This window comes from Pseudoalteromonas xiamenensis (genome assembly GCF_030994125.1).
Taxonomy (GTDB): Bacteria; Pseudomonadota; Gammaproteobacteria; order Enterobacterales; family Alteromonadaceae; genus Pseudoalteromonas; species Pseudoalteromonas xiamenensis_B.
Genome location: NZ_CP099917.1, coordinates 2864396 through 2881581 on the forward strand (window position 1 = coordinate 2864396; position 17186 = coordinate 2881581).

Below are 17186 nucleotides of genomic sequence, written 5' to 3' on the forward strand. Positions count from 1 at the left end.
GGGGTGTACTCCAAGGTTTATACTAAGCAATATGGTAAACAATCTGGAGTGGACATGAAAATAGGCGAACTGGCAAAACGTTTGAATATTTCAACGGACACCTTACGTTATTATGAAAACAATGGGTTGATTTCAGCAAGCGCAAGAACGGGTGCTGGATACCGTGATTACTCAGATGTACAAGAACATCAATTACGTTTTGTGCTCAGGGCCAAAGCGGTTGGATTTAGCTTGTCTGAAATAAAAGAATTACTAAAAATTCGAATTGATAAACAGCAATATCAATGTGATGAAGTGAAAAGTATTACGTTAGCTAAGCTAACGCTGGTACAGGAACGCATTCGCGAGCTGCAATGTTTTGAACGTAGCTTAACGGTGCTTGCCGAGCGGTGCTGTGGTGGTGCTGTGCCTGCTGAGCATTGCTCAATTTTAACGACGTTGGAGGAGTTAGATGGACATCATTCTTAATTTTTGGCATTTATTTGTCCTGTCGGCACCTTGGTTGTTGCTCGGCCTTTTTATTGCGGGTGTTATTCATGTTTTTATTCCAAAAGATTTTTTGGCAAAGCATCTCGGTAAAGAGGGGTTTTGGACAACCGTGAAAGCTGCTTTCATTGGTGCGCCCATGCCACTGTGTTCATGCGGAGTGATCCCCGCGGCGATTGGGCTTCGTCGCGCTGGTGGATCAAAAAGTGCGACGACGGCATTTCTAGTATCGACACCAGAAACGGGTGTTGACTCAATTTCTGTTTCATATGCGCTGTTAGGTCCATTTATGGCTGTAATTCGTCCAATATCAGCAATCACAAGTGCAATTGTGGCAGGGATCTTAGTTGGAAAAGAGTCGGAATTAGCGCCTACTACAGATAACGCTTCGATGAGTAGCACTGCAGATGCAAGCGATAAAAATACGTCGTGCTGTAGCACTAAGAAAAATACCTGTGCTACATCAGATGTTGATAAAGCAAGCGAGAGCGGATGTGGTAGTTCGTCTGTTAAGGCCCCTGCACATACATCTTGCGGTGAGATGACACAGGCAGCTGTGAGTGAAGACCAAAAGGTGTGTTGTTCGCCTATGGGGTTACAACCGCACGTCATGGCGAAGTCAACTTCGAGTTGTTGCAGTGCCAGCATGGAAATGGAGGCTGTGCCCCAAAACAGTTGTTGCGCAAGTGATAAAGACAAAGTGAGTCCAGCAAAGAGCAGTGAAAGCAGCTGCTGTGGAACGAACGACCAAGCCGAACCAGACACTTCGCTCAGCGATAAGCTTAAGCAAGCAATTCAATATAGCTCCGGTAAGCTCTTAAGCGACACGATGACTTGGTTGCTTGTTGGTCTATTTTTCGCGGCCTTAATTCAGACTTTTATTCCACCTGAATTTCTCGGGCAGTGGGGCAATGGCATCTTAGCCATGGTCGTGGTTATTTTAATCAGTATTCCGATGTACATCTGTGCAACGGCTTCTACGCCAATAGCTGCAGGTTTGTTGTTAGCAGGCGTATCGCCTGGAGCTGTCCTTGTATTTATGCTCGCCGGACCGGCTACCAACGTGGCAACCATCGGTGTTGTCGCCAATGAACTGGGTAAACGAGCGGTGTTTGCGTATTTAATTGGCGTAATTGGCGTTGCCATTGGTTTTGGTTTTCTAACCGATTACCTCATTGCAGAGTTTGGATTCTCCGTTGTCCCTGTGAATGCGATGGAACATGAGGTGCTACCGATGTGGTTAAGTGTTGGTTCTGCAATGCTATTGGCTGGTTTGATGGTCAGATTAATGGTACGGTGGCAAAAAAAGACGGCTTAGTTTTTGATTTTGAACTAAAGTGGTCAGACTAGATAATCTTAGCCAGATTGAAAGCGGCGCGATAAAATAAGCGCCGCTTTTCATTTAATAGAATAAAAAAGAGTAATTTAGTGGATAAATACGCAGACATCAGACCGTACAATGATGAAGAAGTTGCTCCAGCGCTTGCGCGCTTGTTGGCAGACAATGATTTTTTAGATGTCATTGCGAAATATACTTTACCCGCGTTTTTAGTGGCTTGGCGTCCAGTTTCTCGTTTTTTAGTAAGGTGGAAACTAAAAAATAAATGGGGAAATTATACGACCGTTGCGCAAGTGCAAGCTGAAGTAGCCAAGTATTTGAGTTTACTGATTGATAGAACGACCCAGAAAGTTTCTTTTTCTGGTTTTGAAAATCTAGACTCAAACAAACACTATTTGTTCATTTCAAATCATCGGGACATTGTTCTTGACCCTGCATTGCTTAATTGGGGGCTACATCGTCATGGAATGGACACAGTACGTATCGCGATTGGTGACAACTTACTGCAAGTGCCTTACATCACGGAGTTAATGCGTTTAAATAAAAGCTTTATCGTTAAACGTTCAGCAAAAGCACCGAAAGAAATGCTCCGTGCATTGAGTCAGCTTTCAGAATACATTTTTGATTCGCTGCAAAGTGGTCACTCAATTTGGATTGCGCAAAAAGAAGGCCGAGCGAAAGATGGAGTGGATTTTACCGATCCTGCACTTATCAAAATGCTGCAATTGCAAGGTCGCAAGCTCAAGCTTTCCTTTTCTGAATACATCAACCAGTTACATATCGTGCCGGTATCCATTTCTTACCAATATGAACCTTGCGCAATTGCCAAAGCTAGAGAGCTTGTTCATAAGAAGCAATTTGGCAGCTATGTCAAAGCGAAAGGGGAAGATATAGCGAGTATTTTCGAAGGGTTTAGCGCTGACAAAGGAAATGTACACGTTGCTTTTGGGAAACCAATCGAAACTACAGTGGATAACCCTGATGCGCTTGCGGACGAAATCGACGCGCAAATTTTGTCTCAATATCACTTGCATTCAACGAATTATTTGGCTGCAGGCGATGAACAGCGTGTGAACTCTGATGAGAAAGCTGACTTTCTGGCGCGTTTAGCTAAAGTGCCTGAAGAGCTTAAAGAGCAGGTTTTGGCGATGTACGCAGAACCAGTTAAACGCAAAGTACACAAAGAGTAGATAAATTCGTTGTTCTATTAAAAAGGCTCTCGATGAGCCTTTTTAATGTTACGCAAGATAATGTGCCTCAGTTGTTATAAAGACGCATTGGTTACATGCATCATCAAAACCAAGAACCCGAGTACGAAAGTAGAAAAGATAAGGATGTAAACAAAGCCCTTTCTTCCTTTTTGGATTGGCACTCCGTAACGTCTTAAAAATAGATACCAAATTACACAAAGTATGATTGGCATCAAGAATAAAAGTCTGAACATTTTTTATCCTACCTCACTAAAGCTAGTCCTTACTATGGCATAATCTTGTGATTTTTAAAGAGAAAATAAATTATTTCAAATACTGGTACATTACATAGAATATTTGTTAAAGTATTGAGTCGATTCAATGTAATTCAGGGCGAAAGCTAATTTAGTTATCGAACGATTTACATTTTGATCAGAAATAGTGCGGATAAAAAAGAGAAATAAAAAATCTTTGTGCAACATCCACATAATAGTCTATACCTAAATTGGGTCTAAGCATTGAAGTATTCATTTGATGTCAATCTGGCTCTGGTATACATTACGGAATGAATGAAACGGGCATATTTCATTCAGACTTTACTAACCAATCATCTAGTAGGAGATGTATTTTATGATGGGTAAAACGGTTTCTTCAGAAGAAAACGGTAAATTGACCAAGTGGTTGAAGACTAAACGTCAAGAGAAAGGCCATACAATGCGTAGCCTTGCTCAAGTACTTGGTACACCACACTCATTCATTGGTAAAATCGAAAACCAAGAACGTCGTTTAGACGTCATTGAGTTTCTACGTTACTGTGAAGCACTAGAAGTAGATCCATATGAAGGTCTAAACCTATTAAAAGACGAAGCTTAATCGTCTTTTCGTTTCAGGGTAGTGACGTAGGTGCAAGGAGGCACTGATACCCACGTTTAAGAAGACGCTGAAGCCGCTTTAGATTTAGCTTCAACAGCGTAAAGTTTGTCTCTGATTAAGTACAAGAATAACAACGAAGGCAACACCATCAAGGCTGTTATCACAAAGAACAGCGCCCAATTTCCATGTAACCAGTCATCAATCACCACACCGCTGTAGCTTGATAACACGGTTCTGCCTAAGCTGCCAATTGAGGCCAATAACGCATAGTGTGTGGCACTAAACGCCCTATCACAAAGCATGCTAATAAAGGCAACAAGCGCCACTAATGACCAAGCTTGAGTAAAGCCATCAATGATAATTGCAGCTAAGTACAGGGATTCCTTCGGACCACTTATCGCTATCCACGAAAACATGAGATTCGAGGCTGCCATAGCAATACCACTGATAAAGAGTCCTTTTACAATTCCATATCGTTGATTGAATAAACTTCCTAGTAACGCAAAGATGATGGTAATAAGGCCGCTACCTAATTTGGAGTACTGCGCAATTTGTGAGTTGCTAAAGCCGATTTCTTTGTAAAAAACAATCGACATACGAGCTAAGAAAGATTCGCCAATCTTGAACAAGAAGATGAACAAGATGAGTGATAACGCGGTTTTAAATCCATTTCGTTTAAAAAGCTCGCAAAGGGTTCAATAACCGTTACTGCCAGCCAAGCTCCTACCTTCGAAGAAAGGCCACTAGTATGACCAATACGGGCTTGATAGCGAGCTTCAAGGTCGGCTTGTGTTTGTTCGCGATACGTTTTGGGTTCATCGGCGAAAAGCGTAATGACGATTAAGACGACAAAAATACCAGCCAACACGAAATAGACTTGAGGCCATTCTATGCTAGGTAAATCGGCTAAGAAGAAAGGGATAGCACCAAGTAACGCATAACCTGTCCACCAACCAGAGGTTGCCATAGCAGCGGCTGCGGTGATTTTCTCTCCTTCATGCTCTTCAAAACAATCAATACGGAAGCCATCAATCGCAATGTCTTGCGTCGCGCAAGAAAGGGCAATGATGAAACAACACAACGCAGCTAAAAACAGCTCGTTTTGAATATCCAATGTCGCCATTTTTAAGGTTGCGCACACAGCGATTAACTGACACACCAATATCCAGCTTCTTCGTTGACCAAGCGCGGCATGTAAGCAGGGGAGCTTAATGCGATCGAGGAGTGGAGACCATAAAAAATTTACTGTGTAAGCGCCAAACACGAGGCCAAATAGACCAATGGTACTGCGGCTTAATCCTTCGTCTTTAAGCCAAGCGGACATGACTGAACCAATCAACACCCAAGGAAATCCACTCGCGATACCGAACCCAAACACCGTCGCTAACCGTTTGTCTGAAAAAAGCATTTTAAAATAATTTAGCATTAATGACGGTGTCATAGTGGGCTCTCGTTGTTATTGTTGTTCTTCCAACACTTCCATGTTGAAAATAATCACAGGTTCTTTGGGAATAAATGAGTAACCCAACTTTTTGTTGTAATCAGTTTCAACTTGCATAATGGCATCTAAGGTATCTGTACCTTCCACAGCATAACCAAAAACCGCAAATCCCCAGCCTTTACCCGGATTCAAATGGTCATTGTCATTCATGTTAAAAAAGAACTGACGCGTGGCAGAATGAGGTTTGTTGTCTTGGTAAGCCATTGCGATAGTGTACATATCATTTCGCAAGCCGTTACCACTTTCGTTAAAAATAGGCGCGCGTTCAAACATTCCGTCGTAATCTTTATCATAACCGCCACCTTGAATGACGAAGTCTTTCTCGTTCGCGTCATCGCGTTCGACGCGATGGAAAACGGAACCTTTGTAATCGCCATTTGCAACGTAGGTAAGAAAATTGTTTACCGTAATAGGTGCGCGCATTCGGTCAAGTTCGACAACGATGGCCCCTTTGCTTGTGTTGATTTTTACACGGGGGAACAAGTTATCTTTTTGGACGAATTTGCCGTCAATAGCAGCAAAAGAATTGAGGCTGAATAAGCCAATCAGCAAAGCGGCGAACCACGCTTTCATTTTCTACTCCTCTAGGAATGCAATCACTTCTTTGTCACTAATCATACGGGTAATGATTTGAATAATTAAGTTATTGAGTTGATTTTCGACTTTTGATTGTTCATGTAACAGTGGTCCCGTTTGTTCCGCTTTCCCTGAGAAGGTCTTATTGAATTGGCGGCGGCCATCGCTAATTTGCAACTCAAATTCTGCAAAGGCATTACTGGTGTGCTGCGCTAAGGATTCACTTACTCTGGCGTTGAGTGATTTTATCAGTAGTGTCATTCGGGTATTAGCACTTGTAACAACTCGCGCCTGTTGTGCTTCGAGAGCGTCAATTAATGCTCGTTCCACCAACGTCGGTAATTCAGCGTGCGGCAAATAGATTTGAGGTTCTTGATCAACCACTTTAATCGAAAATTTACTCACTCGGTGGTCAATTACACTCAGTTGAAGAGTTTTTGGAATTGCATGGTAAAATCCACCTTGATATTGAGGTGATAGGACAACTGGACGCAATGCAGAAGAGCATCCACTCAAGCAAAAAACTAGGATAAATAAACTGGCAACTGTCTTCATGATTGACCTCGTTTTTGAGCGCTTAATACGACAAATTTCTTGTTACTTCCGAGTAACTTGCAGTTATCAAATAGGCGATTAAGTTTTTCTTCGTAACCTAAATGACGATTACCTATAATACGCAGTTCTCCACCGACACGAAGCGTTCGTTTCGCTTCTAAAAACATCTGCCATGCTATGTGATCCGTGATAGCTTGAGCTTGATGGAAAGGAGGATTGCATAGAATTAAATCCGCAGTTGCTGGCAAAAAGCCAGACAAGCAGTCAGTTTGAATAAACTCGCATTGCGCCATTTGTTCTGGCAAATTTTCCTGAACGTTCAGTTTGGCAGAGGCTACAGCCATGGCGGACTCATCGACGAAGGAAACCTGTACGTTGGGCATTTTTGATAGCACAGTTAAACCAATTACGCCGTTTCCACACCCCAAATCCACGATACGAAGTGATTTCTTGCCTTGCGGTAAATAGTTCATAAAAAACCGAGCTCCAATGTCCAGGGAATCTCGTGAAAATACGTTCGCATGGTTAAATACCGTGAACTCAGTATTTTCCAATGGCCACGAGACGACATGTTCGCATAGGGCTTTACCCTCACTGAGTGTTTTTGTTGTAGCAAAGATAAGTCGAGATTTTTTACTCGCGAGGCTTGTGGTTGGTTCACTCAGTGATTTGCCAATCAGTTTCAATGTTGACGTGTGAATGTCCTTCGCTTTACCAGCCAGCACAACAGGGATACCCGGTTTTAGGTGGGTACTGAGTTGGGAAAGTAATGCGGCCAGAAATCCATTATTTTTCGGCAGCTTAATAACGACGAGATCGATTGTATCGGCAAAATTAGCGAGGCTATCAACGAACTCAACCGTTTTGTCTACTAAGTTATTTGCAGCTAGATTGTATTTCGCTGCTTCATGGCTTACGAAGGAATCAGATAGAGACGTAATTTTAGGTGCGTTCAACGCACAGGCTAGCGCACCAAAGCTATCATTAATTATTAACAGATGCTTTGGCGTGTCCGCTAACGTCTCGACATGCTCAACCAATAGTTCATCGGCAGAATCCCAAGCTTGAAGGCTACGGTTCTTTTGGTCCAGAGGAAAGCGGTGTAGAGTATAAGTTACTCCACCTAATAAAGCGTCTGTTAGCATAGTGTTCGTTGTCGCGTTAAAGAGAAGCTGAATCATACCATGTTTGAGTTGTCGCAAAAACCAGACTTACCAAATGGTTTTCAATACTTAATGCCCGTCATTAGCACTCAGAAGGCGTGGTCACTCTTTGACTTTTTACAGTCGAACATAAATTGGCAACAACCCTCGATTCGAGTGTACGGGAAATTTCATCCTATTCCTCGATTACAGTGTTATGTCGCTGACTCAGGGCTGAATTATCAATACTCGGCTCTGAATTTACGTCCAGAGGCTTGGAATGAACCTTTATTCGCAATGCGGCAGCGTTTAGAAACCGCGTTTAAACAACCCTTCAACGCGGTATTACTAAATTATTATCGTAATGGTTTAGATTGCATGGGATGGCACAGTGATGATGAGCCGGAATTAGGCGACAATCCGACGATAGTGTCAGTATCACTTGGTGCGGCGCGCAAATTCGCCATTAAAGACCGCGAAACGGCGTCACAATGGCAATTATATCTAGAGCATGGTAGCGCGTTAGTAATGACTGGAGTGAGTCAACAGCTGTACGTGCACAGTTTGCCAAAGCAGCGCAAAGTGGGTGAAGGTAGGATTAATCTCACGTTTAGAAACATAGTGAATAAATAGCAATTCTCGAGTTGCCCACGTATAGTAACGCCCACAGAACTAGAGGAGTATTCACATGTCTATGCAACAAATTTTATTCGACAAGATCAATGCAGCGATTTCTTGCTCTGTTTTAGACGTCGTAAATGAAAGCCATATGCACAGTCGCGGTGAAGATTCTCATTTTAAAGTCATTGCAGTCAGTGAAAGCTTTTCAGGCCAACGTTTATTGCAACGTCATCGTACAATTAATGCTATTCTTGCCGAAGAGCTAGCAAATCACATCCATGCGCTTGCTATACACGCGTATACGCCTGAGGAATTTGCGGAGCGTCAGAATGAAGCACCTGCTTCTCCGTCTTGTTTAGGTGGTTCAAAGTTCGATTAGTAGCTGATCAGACCTGATCTTGCTCGAACTACCAGTAAACTAGGACAGTTTTTCTAAAAGCAAAAAGACGAAAATAGGACTCAACATGGTTATTCAGCCGAAAATTCGTGGTTTTATTTGTACTAATGCACATCCAGTCGGCTGTGCTGCGCACGTAAATGAACAAATTGCATACGTGAAGTCGCAAGGCAAATTAACTAATGGCCCTAAAAATGTACTCGTAATCGGTGCCTCTACTGGTTACGGTCTAGCATCTCGTATTACCGCTGCATTTGGTTGCGGTGCTAAGACACTTGGCGTGTTCTTTGAAAAAGAAGGCGTTGAGAAAAAAACGGGAACTGCGGGTTGGTATAACACTGCTGCATTTCAACGCGCGGCAGAAGCAGAAGGCCTATGGTCAAAAAACATCAATGGTGATGCGTTTTCTGACGAGATAAAAGCTAAAGCAATCGACACAATTAAAGCTGAGATGGGCCAAATCGATTTAGTGGTTTACTCGTTGGCTTCACCACGCCGTACTGATCCAAAAACGGGTGAAACGTATTCTTCCGTATTAAAGCCAATTGGTAAAACAGTTACGACTAAAAATCTAAACACCTCTAAGCGTGCTATCGATGAAGTGACTGTTGAAGCAGCAAATGAAGATGAAATTGCAAATACCATTAAAGTAATGGGTGGCGAAGACTGGGAACTTTGGATTGACGCGCTGCATGAAGCAGGCGTTTTAGCTGAAGGATTTAAAACTGCAGCGTACACCTACATTGGAAAAGAGTTAACGTGGCCAATCTACGGACACGCGACGATAGGTAAAGCGAAAGAAGATCTAGATAGAGCGGCGAAAGCGCTTAATGAGAAAACAGCAGCGCTGAAAGGGGAAGCTTACGTAGCCTCGTTAAATGCGGTAGTGACTCAAGCGAGCTCAGCGATTCCAATCATGCCACTGTATATTTCTGCACTTTTCAAAGTGACCAAAGAAGAAGGTATTTACGAAGGTACAATTGAACAGATCTATGGTTTGTTCACGGAAAACCTGTTTGGTGAGGCACCGCGTTTTGACGATGGTGGGCACTTATTCCAAAACTACAAAGAGCTTCAGGATGATATTCAGGCGCGTATTCAGGCAATCTGGGACGCGACGACGACAGAAACAATCGACGAATTAACAGATTATGTTGGTTACCATAATGAATTCCTTCGTCTGTTCGGGTTTGGGTTTGAGTCTGTAGACTATGACGCAGAGGTTGACCCTGTCGTAGAGATAAACCACATGGTTTAAATCGGAAAGCCGCTTCAAAGCGGCTTTTTTGCGTTTTTAGGGACGAATCGAGAGGGCTTTTTTGATTTTCTCGAATACCCGAATGCAATACCACAATAGTCTAGGTTGAAAAATTGTCGCTTAAACAGAGCCACATAAAAGGCTTTGTTTCGCGTATTAATTTCATATTTCCACTCGCATAGTCGGTATGATTGATGTTAAAATCTGGGAAATATGTAATAACATTATCGCATCGCTCAAAGAGTGTTGAGATGGGGTTGCTCTTTAAATCCTAACCAATAACTTGAATAAAGCGCTGCGGTGAACAAAGATTATTCAGTTTCTTTCCATTAATGTAATGCAAGTGCGTATGATCAACATAAAAAAAGGTCTGGATTTACCGATAGAGGGCGCACCTCAACAAGTTATTCATGACGGCCCTGCTGTCAAACGAGTAGCTGTGTTAGGTGAAGAGTTTATTGGTATGCGTCCTACCATGCATGTCCGCGTGGATGACCAAGTCAAAAAAGGCCAAGTTCTTTTTGAAGATAAAAAGAACCCAGGCGTCAAGTTCACTGCGCCAGCTTCTGGTGTAGTTAAAGAAATTAACCGTGGTGCGAAGCGCGTACTTCAGTCTGTTGTGATTGAAGTGAGCGGCAATGAGCATATCGCGTTTGATAAATTTGCTGCTTCTGAACTAGCTGGTTTAGATCGCGAAGTTGTTAAACGTGTACTAGTTGATGCAGGTCAGTGGCCAGCATTACGTGCTCGTCCGTTTAGCCGTGTTGCAGCGTTAGATGCAACGCCAAGCTCAATCTTCGTTACGGCAATCGACACTAACCCATTAGCTGCAGATCCTGCTGTGATCATCGCTGAAAACGTGGAAGCGTTTGAAGCGGGTCTTGCTGTCGTGTCTCGCTTAACTGATGGTAAAGTGTTTGTTTGTAAAAAAGCGGGCGCGAAAATCCCAAGTTCTGCTATTTCACAAGTTGAAGTACATGAATTTGCGGGCGTTCACCCAGCTGGTAACGTTGGCACTCACATCCATTTCCTCGATGCAGTTTCTGCAAGCAAGCAAGTTTGGCACTTAGGTTACCAAGATGTAGTTGCGTTTGGTAAGCTTTTCCTAACTGGCGAAGTTTCAGCAGAGCGTGTGATTTCACTCGCGGGTCCTCGAGTTAAGAATCCTCGTTTAGTTCGTACTACACTCGGTGCGTCGTTAACTGATTTAGTATCAGGTGAGCTAGAAGAAGGTGACAACCGTATCATTTCTGGTTCGGTGTTGGCTGGTAAAACAGCAACAGGTCCTCATGCTTACTTAGGTCGTTACCACGTTCAAGTGTCTGTACTGCTTGAAGGTCGTGAAAAAGAACTATTTGGTTGGATTGTACCAGGCAGCGACAAGTTCTCTGTTACTCGTTCGTTCCTGTCTCACCTAGCGCCAAGTCGTCTATTCAAGATGACTACGTCAACAGGTGGTTCTGACCGTGCGATGGTTCCAATCGGTAGCTACGAGCGTGTAATGCCTCTTGATATTCTGCCAACACTCTTATTGCGTGACCTTATTTCACGTGACTTAGATGGCGCAATTGCGTTAGGTGCATTGGAGCTAGATGAAGAAGATTTGGCACTTTGTACTTTCGTATGCCCAGGCAAATACGAGTACGGTTCAATCCTTCGTGATTGCTTGACGACTATCGAGAAGGAAGGTTAAGAAATGGCCTTAAAGAAATATTTAGAAGACATTGAACACCACTTTGAACCAGGCGGTAAGCACGAAAAGTGGTATGCATTGTATGAAGCAGTTGCAACGATTCTGTACACGCCAGGTTATGTAAACAAAGGCACAACACACGTTCGTGACAACATCGACCTAAAACGTATCATGATTTTTGTATGGTTGGCGACATTCCCAGCTATGTTCTTTGGTATGTTTAACATCGGTCATCAAGCGACTATCGCTCTTGGCAATGGTTTCGAGCTGGCAAATAGCTGGCAAGTAGCCCTTTTCCATATGTTTGGTGGCGACCTCTCAGCGACTTCCGGTTGGGGCGCTAAGATGTTCTACGGCGCCTGTTTCTTCCTACCTATCTACGCAACGACCTTTATCGTTGGTGGTTTTTGGGAAGTATTATTCGCGTCTATCCGTAAGCACGAAGTGAACGAAGGCTTCTTCGTAACATCAGTACTATTCGCCCTAATCCTGCCAGCAACAATTCCATTGTGGCAAGTAGCACTCGGTATCACATTCGGTGTGGTTATTGCGAAAGAAGTATTTGGTGGTACAGGCCGTAACTTCTTGAACCCAGCACTTGCTGGCCGTGCATTCCTATTCTTCGCATACCCAGCGCAAATTTCTGGTGACACAGTTTGGACAGCCGTTGATTCATTCTCGGGTGCAACATACTTAAGCCAAGCTGTTGCTGGTAGCCTAGACTACAGCAATATGGCGCTTTGGTGGAATTCATTCTACGGCTTTATCCAAGGTTCTGTGGGTGAAACATCAACACTAGCTATCCTAATCGGTGGCTTGTTCTTGATCTACACACGTATCGCTTCATGGCGCATCGTACTAGGTACTTTCCTAGGTATGGTTGTGACTGCAACGATTCTTAACATGGTAGGTTCAGAAACAAACGCTGCATTCGCAATGCCTTGGCATTGGCACCTAGTATTAGGTGGTTTTGCATTCGGTATGTTCTTCATGGCTACTGATCCTGTATCAGCTTCATTTACGGATAAAGGTAAATGGGCATACGGTGCACTTATTGGCTTCATGGTTGTGATGATCCGCGTTGTAAACCCGGCATACCCAGAAGGCATGATGTTAGCAATTCTATTCGCTAACCTATTTGCGCCGCTATTTGACCACTTCGTAGTGCAGGCTAACGTGAAGAGGAGATTAGCTCGTGGCTAAGAAAGAAACAGTTGGCAGAACGTTAGGCGTTGTTGTTGGCCTATGTTTAGTGTGTGCGATTGTTGTAGCAACAGCATCTGTGCAGCTACGTCCACTACAGAAAGCAAGTAAATCTGCTGATATTCAGCGCAACATCCTACTTGTATCTGGTTATAAAGACGTTACTGATGTTGCGAACACATTTGCGAACAACATCGAGTCACGCGTAATCAACATGGATTCAGGTGCGTTTGTTGACGAAGACCCGTCGACGTTTGATTTTGAAGCGACTAAGTACGATGCTAAGCGTAGCGTTAAGCTTGCAAAAGCGGATGACAAAGCGGGCATTCAACGTATGACGACGAATTCACCGGTTTACTTTGCTCGTAACGAAGCAGGTAAAATCGAGACTATCGTACTACCCATCCAAGGTTACGGCCTTTGGGGTATCATGTACGGTTTCTTAGCGCTTGAAGCAGATGGTGTGACTGTTAAGTCAATCAACTTCTTCAAACACTCTGAAACACCAGGTCTTGGTGGTGAGATCCAAAACCCGAAATGGACAGCGCTTTGGGCTGGAAAAGCTCTACCACTTGACGTTGTTAAGAGTGGTGCTGAAGGTAACCAGCATAAAGTTGACGGTCTATCAGGTGCGACATTGACATCACACGGTGTTGATAACACAGTTGATTTCTGGACTAGCGACAAAGCATTTGGTCCGTTCCTTGCGAAAGTACGTAAAGGAGAGCTGAACTAATGGCTAATGCAAAAGACGTAAAACAGGTTCTATTTGGCCCTGTACTAGCAAATAACCCGATTGCACTTCAAGTACTGGGTATTTGTTCTGCGCTAGCGGTAACATCAAAAATGGAAAAGGCGTTAATCATGTCAATCGCATTGACATTGGTTACGGCATTTTCAAGCTTGTTTATCTCAATGCTACGCAATCACATCCCATCGAGCGTTCGTATCATCGTTCAGATGACGATTATCGCTTCGTTGGTAATCGTTGTTGACCAAGCGCTTCAAGCGTTTGTTTATTCAACAGCAAAAGAACTCTCGGTATTCGTTGGTCTAATCATTACCAACTGTATCGTAATGGGTCGTGCAGAAGCTTATGCAATGAAGTCGCCTCCAATGATGTCATTCCTTGATGGTATCGGTAATGGTTTAGGCTACTCAGCGATGCTAATGACCGTTGCTTTCGTTCGTGAATTAGGCGGCTCAGGTTCATTGTTTGGTGTGCAAATTATGCCACTTATCTCTGAGGGTGGTTGGTATCAACCAATGGGTCTATTGATCCTTCCTCCGAGCTCGTTCTTCATTATTGGTCTTATTATTTGGGCGCTACGCACTTATAAGAAAGATCAAGTAGAAGCGAAGGCGTAAGGGGAGCGAGATGGAACATTACATTAGCTTATTCGTAAAAGCGGTTTTCATTGAAAACTTAGCATTATCATTCTTCCTAGGTATGTGTACATTCTTAGCTGTGTCTAAGAAAGTAACTACTGCTCTTGGTCTTGGTATTGCGGTAGTTGCGGTACTCGGTATTTCAGTACCTGTAAACAACTTGGTTTACCACGCTATCTTAGCGCCAGGCTCACTTGAGTGGCTAGGTTTCCCAGAAGCTGACCTGAGCTTCTTGAAATTCCTAACCTTTATCGGTGTTATCGCCGCTCTAGTACAAATTCTAGAGATGGCTTTAGACAAATACTTCCCAGCGCTTTATAACGCGTTAGGTATTTTCCTTCCGCTAATCACAGTAAACTGTGCGATTTTCGGTGCGGTTTCGTTCATGGTTGAACGTAACTATAACTTCGGTGAGTCGGTTGTTTACGGTATTGGTGCTGGTGTTGGTTGGGCGCTTGCTATTGTATTGCTAGCAGGTATCCGTGAGAAGATGAAGTACGCAGACGTGCCAGATGGTCTTCGTGGTTTAGGTATTACCTTTATCACTGTAGGTCTAATGGGTCTTGGCTTCATGTCTTTCTCTGGTATTTCACTGTAAGGTAGCTAGGAGAAATCATGCTAGAGGTTTATTTAGGCGTAGGTATTTTCATTGCTATCGTAGTAATGCTAGTGCTTATCATCATTGCAGCGAAGTCTAAACTTGTTGCTGAAGGTGATGTGACTATCGGTATCAATGGTGATGCTGAAAAAGCAATCAAGATCCCAGCTGGTGGCAAGTTGCTTGGTGCACTTGCTAACTCAGGTATCTTCGTATCATCGGCGTGTGGTGGCGGTGGCTCATGTGGTCAATGTCGTGTACACGTTCATTCAGGTGGTGGTGACATTCTTCCAACTGAGCTTGACCACATTTCTAAGGGTGAAGCTCGTGAAGGCTGTCGTCTAGCGTGTCAGGTAAACGTTAAATCTGACATGGAAATCGAACTTGAAGAGTCAATCTTCGGTGTTAAAAAGTGGGAATGTACTGTTATCTCTAATGATAACAAAGCGACGTTCATCAAAGAACTTAAGCTTGGTATTCCGGATGGTGAAATCGTTCCGTTCCGTGCAGGTGGCTACATCCAGATTGAAGCGCCAGCACACCATGTTAAATACGCGGATTACGATATTCCAGAACAATACCGTGGTGACTGGGAACGTTTTGGTTTCTTCAAGCTTGAATCAAAAGTTGATGAGCCAACGATCCGTGCTTACTCAATGGCTAACTACCCAGAAGAGTTTGGCATTATCATGCTTAACGTTCGTATCGCGACTCCGCCACCGAACAACTTAACTTTACCATGTGGTAAAATGTCATCTTACATCTGGTCACTTAAGCCAGGAGATAAGGTAACAATTTCAGGTCCATTCGGTGAATTCTTCGCGAAAGACACGGATGCAGAAATGGTATTCGTTGGTGGCGGTGCTGGTATGGCGCCAATGCGTTCACACATTTTCGACCAATTGAAGCGTCTTAACTCTAAACGTAAGATGTCATTCTGGTACGGTGCTCGTTCTAAACGTGAAATGTTCTACGTGGAAGATTTCGATGGCTTAGCGGCTGAGAACGATAACTTCGTATGGCACGTAGCCCTTTCAGATCCTCAACCAGAGGACAACTGGGAAGGTTACACAGGCTTCATTCACAACGTTCTGTTTGAGAACTACTTGAGAGATCATGAAGCGCCAGAAGATTGTGAGTTCTACATGTGTGGACCTCCGATGATGAATGCTGCGGTAATCAACATGTTGAAAGAATTAGGTGTTGAAGACGAAAACATCCTATTGGATGACTTCGGTGGCTAAACCATCGTGATGCATATAAGTTAATTTGCATAATCTGAACCCCTGTGTGAAACACACAGGGGTTCTTTTTTTAGAGGAATTGGAATGACTGAATACCGCTTGGTAAAAAACCTCGCATTAGGCCTATTCGTATCTGGTTTTTTGTCGGCTTGTAGCCCAGCAAATGAAGAACGGATGCTGGAAATGCATGGCAAAACAATGGGCACTACGTACAGCATTAAAGTGTTTCCCGGAAATGTGAACATCGAACAAAATGCTTTGCAGGCTGAGATTGATGCTGAACTTGTTGCCGTGAATCAATCAATGTCGACCTACATCCCCGATTCAGAGATAAACACCTTTAATGCCCTTGAAGCTGGCGTTGTAATGCCAATTAGCGAGGATTTTCGCCGTGTTGTGGCCGAATCGATCCGTTTGGGCAAATCGACACAAACACTCGATGTGACTATGGGCCCATTAATCGATTTGTGGGGATTTGGACCAGATAAACGCCCAACTATTCGTCCAAGCCAAACTCAATTGGAGGAGATGGTCTCGCGTATTGGTGTTGATAAGTTGGTTCTGACTGAAGAAGGTTTGGAAAAGACAACGAATGGATTACGTTTATCGTTCTCTGCAACAGCTAAGGGTTATGGTATCGACAAAGTGGCTGAGCTAATTGAAAAGCATAATATTCATAATTACATGATTGAGATCGGCGGTGAACTTCGTGTCGCTGGGACAAAGGCAGATGGTGAACCATGGCGAATTGCGATTGAGCAACCTGATGCACCTATGGGGCAGCGTCAAGTACATCGTGTGTTAGAACCGGGTACCAACGGTATCGCAACTTCGGGTGATTACCGTATTTTCTACGAAATGGATGGCGAGATTTATACGCATTTAATCGACCCCGTAACAGGTATGCCTATCAAGCATGATCTCGTTTCTGTCACAGTTCTACATCCTTCGGCAATGACCGCTGATGGTCTCGCAACAGCGTTGACGGTAATGGGGATGGATAAAGCACAAGCTTACGCAGAAGAGCATCATTTACCGGTTTATCTTATGAGTAAAACACCAAGTGGTATTCAAACTTGGTCTAGTACAGCCTTTAAACCATATTTGTGAGCAAGGTTTAA

At 43.5% G+C, this 17186-nt stretch carries 18 protein-coding genes and 1 pseudogene; 14 read left to right on the top strand and 5 right to left on the bottom strand.

The window, feature by feature from the left end:
* Positions 1-54 precede the first annotated feature (54 nt).
* The 3 genes from zntR (at position 55) to NI389_RS13265 (ending at position 3015) form a co-directional block, all read left to right on the top strand.
* Complete coding sequence (gene zntR / locus NI389_RS13255) at positions 55-468, top strand: Zn(2+)-responsive transcriptional regulator (protein WP_308360342.1); 414 nt, start codon at positions 55-57, stop codon at positions 466-468.
* Complete coding sequence (locus NI389_RS13260; protein ID WP_308360343.1) at positions 452-1804, top strand: SO_0444 family Cu/Zn efflux transporter; 1353 nt, start codon at positions 452-454, stop codon at positions 1802-1804. Before zntR ends, NI389_RS13260 begins: the two co-directional genes overlap by 17 nt.
* Positions 1805-1914: 110 nt before the next feature.
* Positions 1915-3015, top strand: a complete 1101-nt coding sequence (locus NI389_RS13265) for a lysophospholipid acyltransferase family protein (RefSeq protein ID WP_308360344.1) — start codon at positions 1915-1917, stop codon at positions 3013-3015.
* Between the two features lie 74 nt (positions 3016-3089).
* Here NI389_RS13265 and NI389_RS13270 read toward each other — a convergent pair whose 3' ends face one another.
* Positions 3090-3269 carry a hypothetical protein gene (locus NI389_RS13270; RefSeq protein WP_308360345.1) on the bottom strand — a complete coding sequence of 60 codons (180 nt, stop codon included), beginning with the start codon at positions 3267-3269 and terminating at the stop codon, positions 3090-3092.
* Positions 3270-3645: 376 nt separating this feature from the next.
* On the opposite strand from NI389_RS13270, the gene NI389_RS13275 reads away from it, so the two are divergent.
* Positions 3646-3888, top strand: coding sequence for a helix-turn-helix domain-containing protein (locus tag NI389_RS13275; RefSeq protein WP_005490895.1), 243 nt, complete (start codon positions 3646-3648; stop codon positions 3886-3888).
* A 56-nt stretch (positions 3889-3944) separates the two neighbouring features.
* Here the strand turns inward: NI389_RS13275 and NI389_RS13280 are convergent.
* From NI389_RS13280 to NI389_RS13295, 4 genes and pseudogenes are all read right to left on the bottom strand, one after another.
* Positions 3945-5329 (bottom strand): annotated as a pseudogene (locus NI389_RS13280) (AmpG family muropeptide MFS transporter).
* 15 nt (positions 5330-5344) lie between these two features.
* Entirely contained in the window at positions 5345-5962 is a 618-nt protein-coding gene (locus tag NI389_RS13285; RefSeq protein WP_308360346.1) for a peptidylprolyl isomerase, read from the bottom strand.
* 3 nt (positions 5963-5965) lie between these two features.
* Positions 5966-6520 (bottom strand): YajG family lipoprotein, encoded by a 555-nt coding sequence (locus NI389_RS13290; protein ID WP_308360347.1) that lies wholly within the window; start codon positions 6518-6520, stop codon positions 5966-5968.
* Complete coding sequence (locus tag NI389_RS13295) at positions 6517-7665, bottom strand: methyltransferase (RefSeq protein ID WP_308360348.1); 1149 nt, start codon at positions 7663-7665, stop codon at positions 6517-6519. The genes NI389_RS13290 and NI389_RS13295 overlap by 4 nt, the downstream gene beginning before the upstream one ends.
* Positions 7666-7704: 39 nt before the next feature.
* On the opposite strand from NI389_RS13295, the gene NI389_RS13300 reads away from it, so the two are divergent.
* The 10 genes from NI389_RS13300 to NI389_RS13345 all read left to right on the top strand — a co-directional run bounded on the left by NI389_RS13300 (position 7705) and on the right by NI389_RS13345 (position 17175).
* A complete protein-coding gene (locus NI389_RS13300; RefSeq protein ID WP_308360349.1) occupies positions 7705-8295 on the top strand; it encodes an alpha-ketoglutarate-dependent dioxygenase AlkB family protein in 591 nt (196 codons plus the stop codon).
* A gap of 55 nt (positions 8296-8350) precedes the next feature.
* Positions 8351-8662, top strand: coding sequence for a BolA family protein (locus NI389_RS13305; protein WP_308360350.1), 312 nt, complete (start codon positions 8351-8353; stop codon positions 8660-8662).
* A gap of 85 nt (positions 8663-8747) precedes the next feature.
* Complete coding sequence (fabV, locus tag NI389_RS13310; protein ID WP_308360351.1) at positions 8748-9938, top strand: enoyl-ACP reductase FabV; 1191 nt, start codon at positions 8748-8750, stop codon at positions 9936-9938.
* A gap of 349 nt (positions 9939-10287) precedes the next feature.
* Positions 10288-11631 carry a Na(+)-translocating NADH-quinone reductase subunit A gene (locus tag NI389_RS13315; RefSeq protein ID WP_308360352.1) on the top strand — a complete coding sequence of 448 codons (1344 nt, stop codon included), beginning with the start codon at positions 10288-10290 and terminating at the stop codon, positions 11629-11631.
* A 3-nt stretch (positions 11632-11634) separates the two neighbouring features.
* Positions 11635-12834 carry an NADH:ubiquinone reductase (Na(+)-transporting) subunit B gene (locus tag NI389_RS13320; protein ID WP_308360353.1) on the top strand — a complete coding sequence of 400 codons (1200 nt, stop codon included), beginning with the start codon at positions 11635-11637 and terminating at the stop codon, positions 12832-12834.
* Positions 12827-13570, top strand: a complete 744-nt coding sequence (locus NI389_RS13325) for a Na(+)-translocating NADH-quinone reductase subunit C (RefSeq protein ID WP_308360354.1) — start codon at positions 12827-12829, stop codon at positions 13568-13570. The genes NI389_RS13320 and NI389_RS13325 overlap by 8 nt, the downstream gene beginning before the upstream one ends.
* Complete coding sequence (locus NI389_RS13330) at positions 13570-14202, top strand: NADH:ubiquinone reductase (Na(+)-transporting) subunit D (protein WP_308360355.1); 633 nt, start codon at positions 13570-13572, stop codon at positions 14200-14202. The genes NI389_RS13325 and NI389_RS13330 overlap by 1 nt, the downstream gene beginning before the upstream one ends.
* 10 nt (positions 14203-14212) lie before the next feature.
* On the top strand, positions 14213-14821 hold the full coding sequence (gene nqrE, locus NI389_RS13335) for an NADH:ubiquinone reductase (Na(+)-transporting) subunit E (protein ID WP_208842449.1): 609 nt from the start codon (positions 14213-14215) through the stop codon (positions 14819-14821).
* Between the two features lie 17 nt (positions 14822-14838).
* Entirely contained in the window at positions 14839-16065 is a 1227-nt protein-coding gene (gene nqrF / locus NI389_RS13340; RefSeq protein WP_308360356.1) for an NADH:ubiquinone reductase (Na(+)-transporting) subunit F, read from the top strand.
* An 84-nt stretch (positions 16066-16149) separates the two neighbouring features.
* On the top strand, positions 16150-17175 hold the full coding sequence (locus NI389_RS13345) for an FAD:protein FMN transferase (RefSeq protein WP_308360357.1): 1026 nt from the start codon (positions 16150-16152) through the stop codon (positions 17173-17175).
* The last annotated feature ends 11 nt before the right edge of the window (positions 17176-17186 follow it).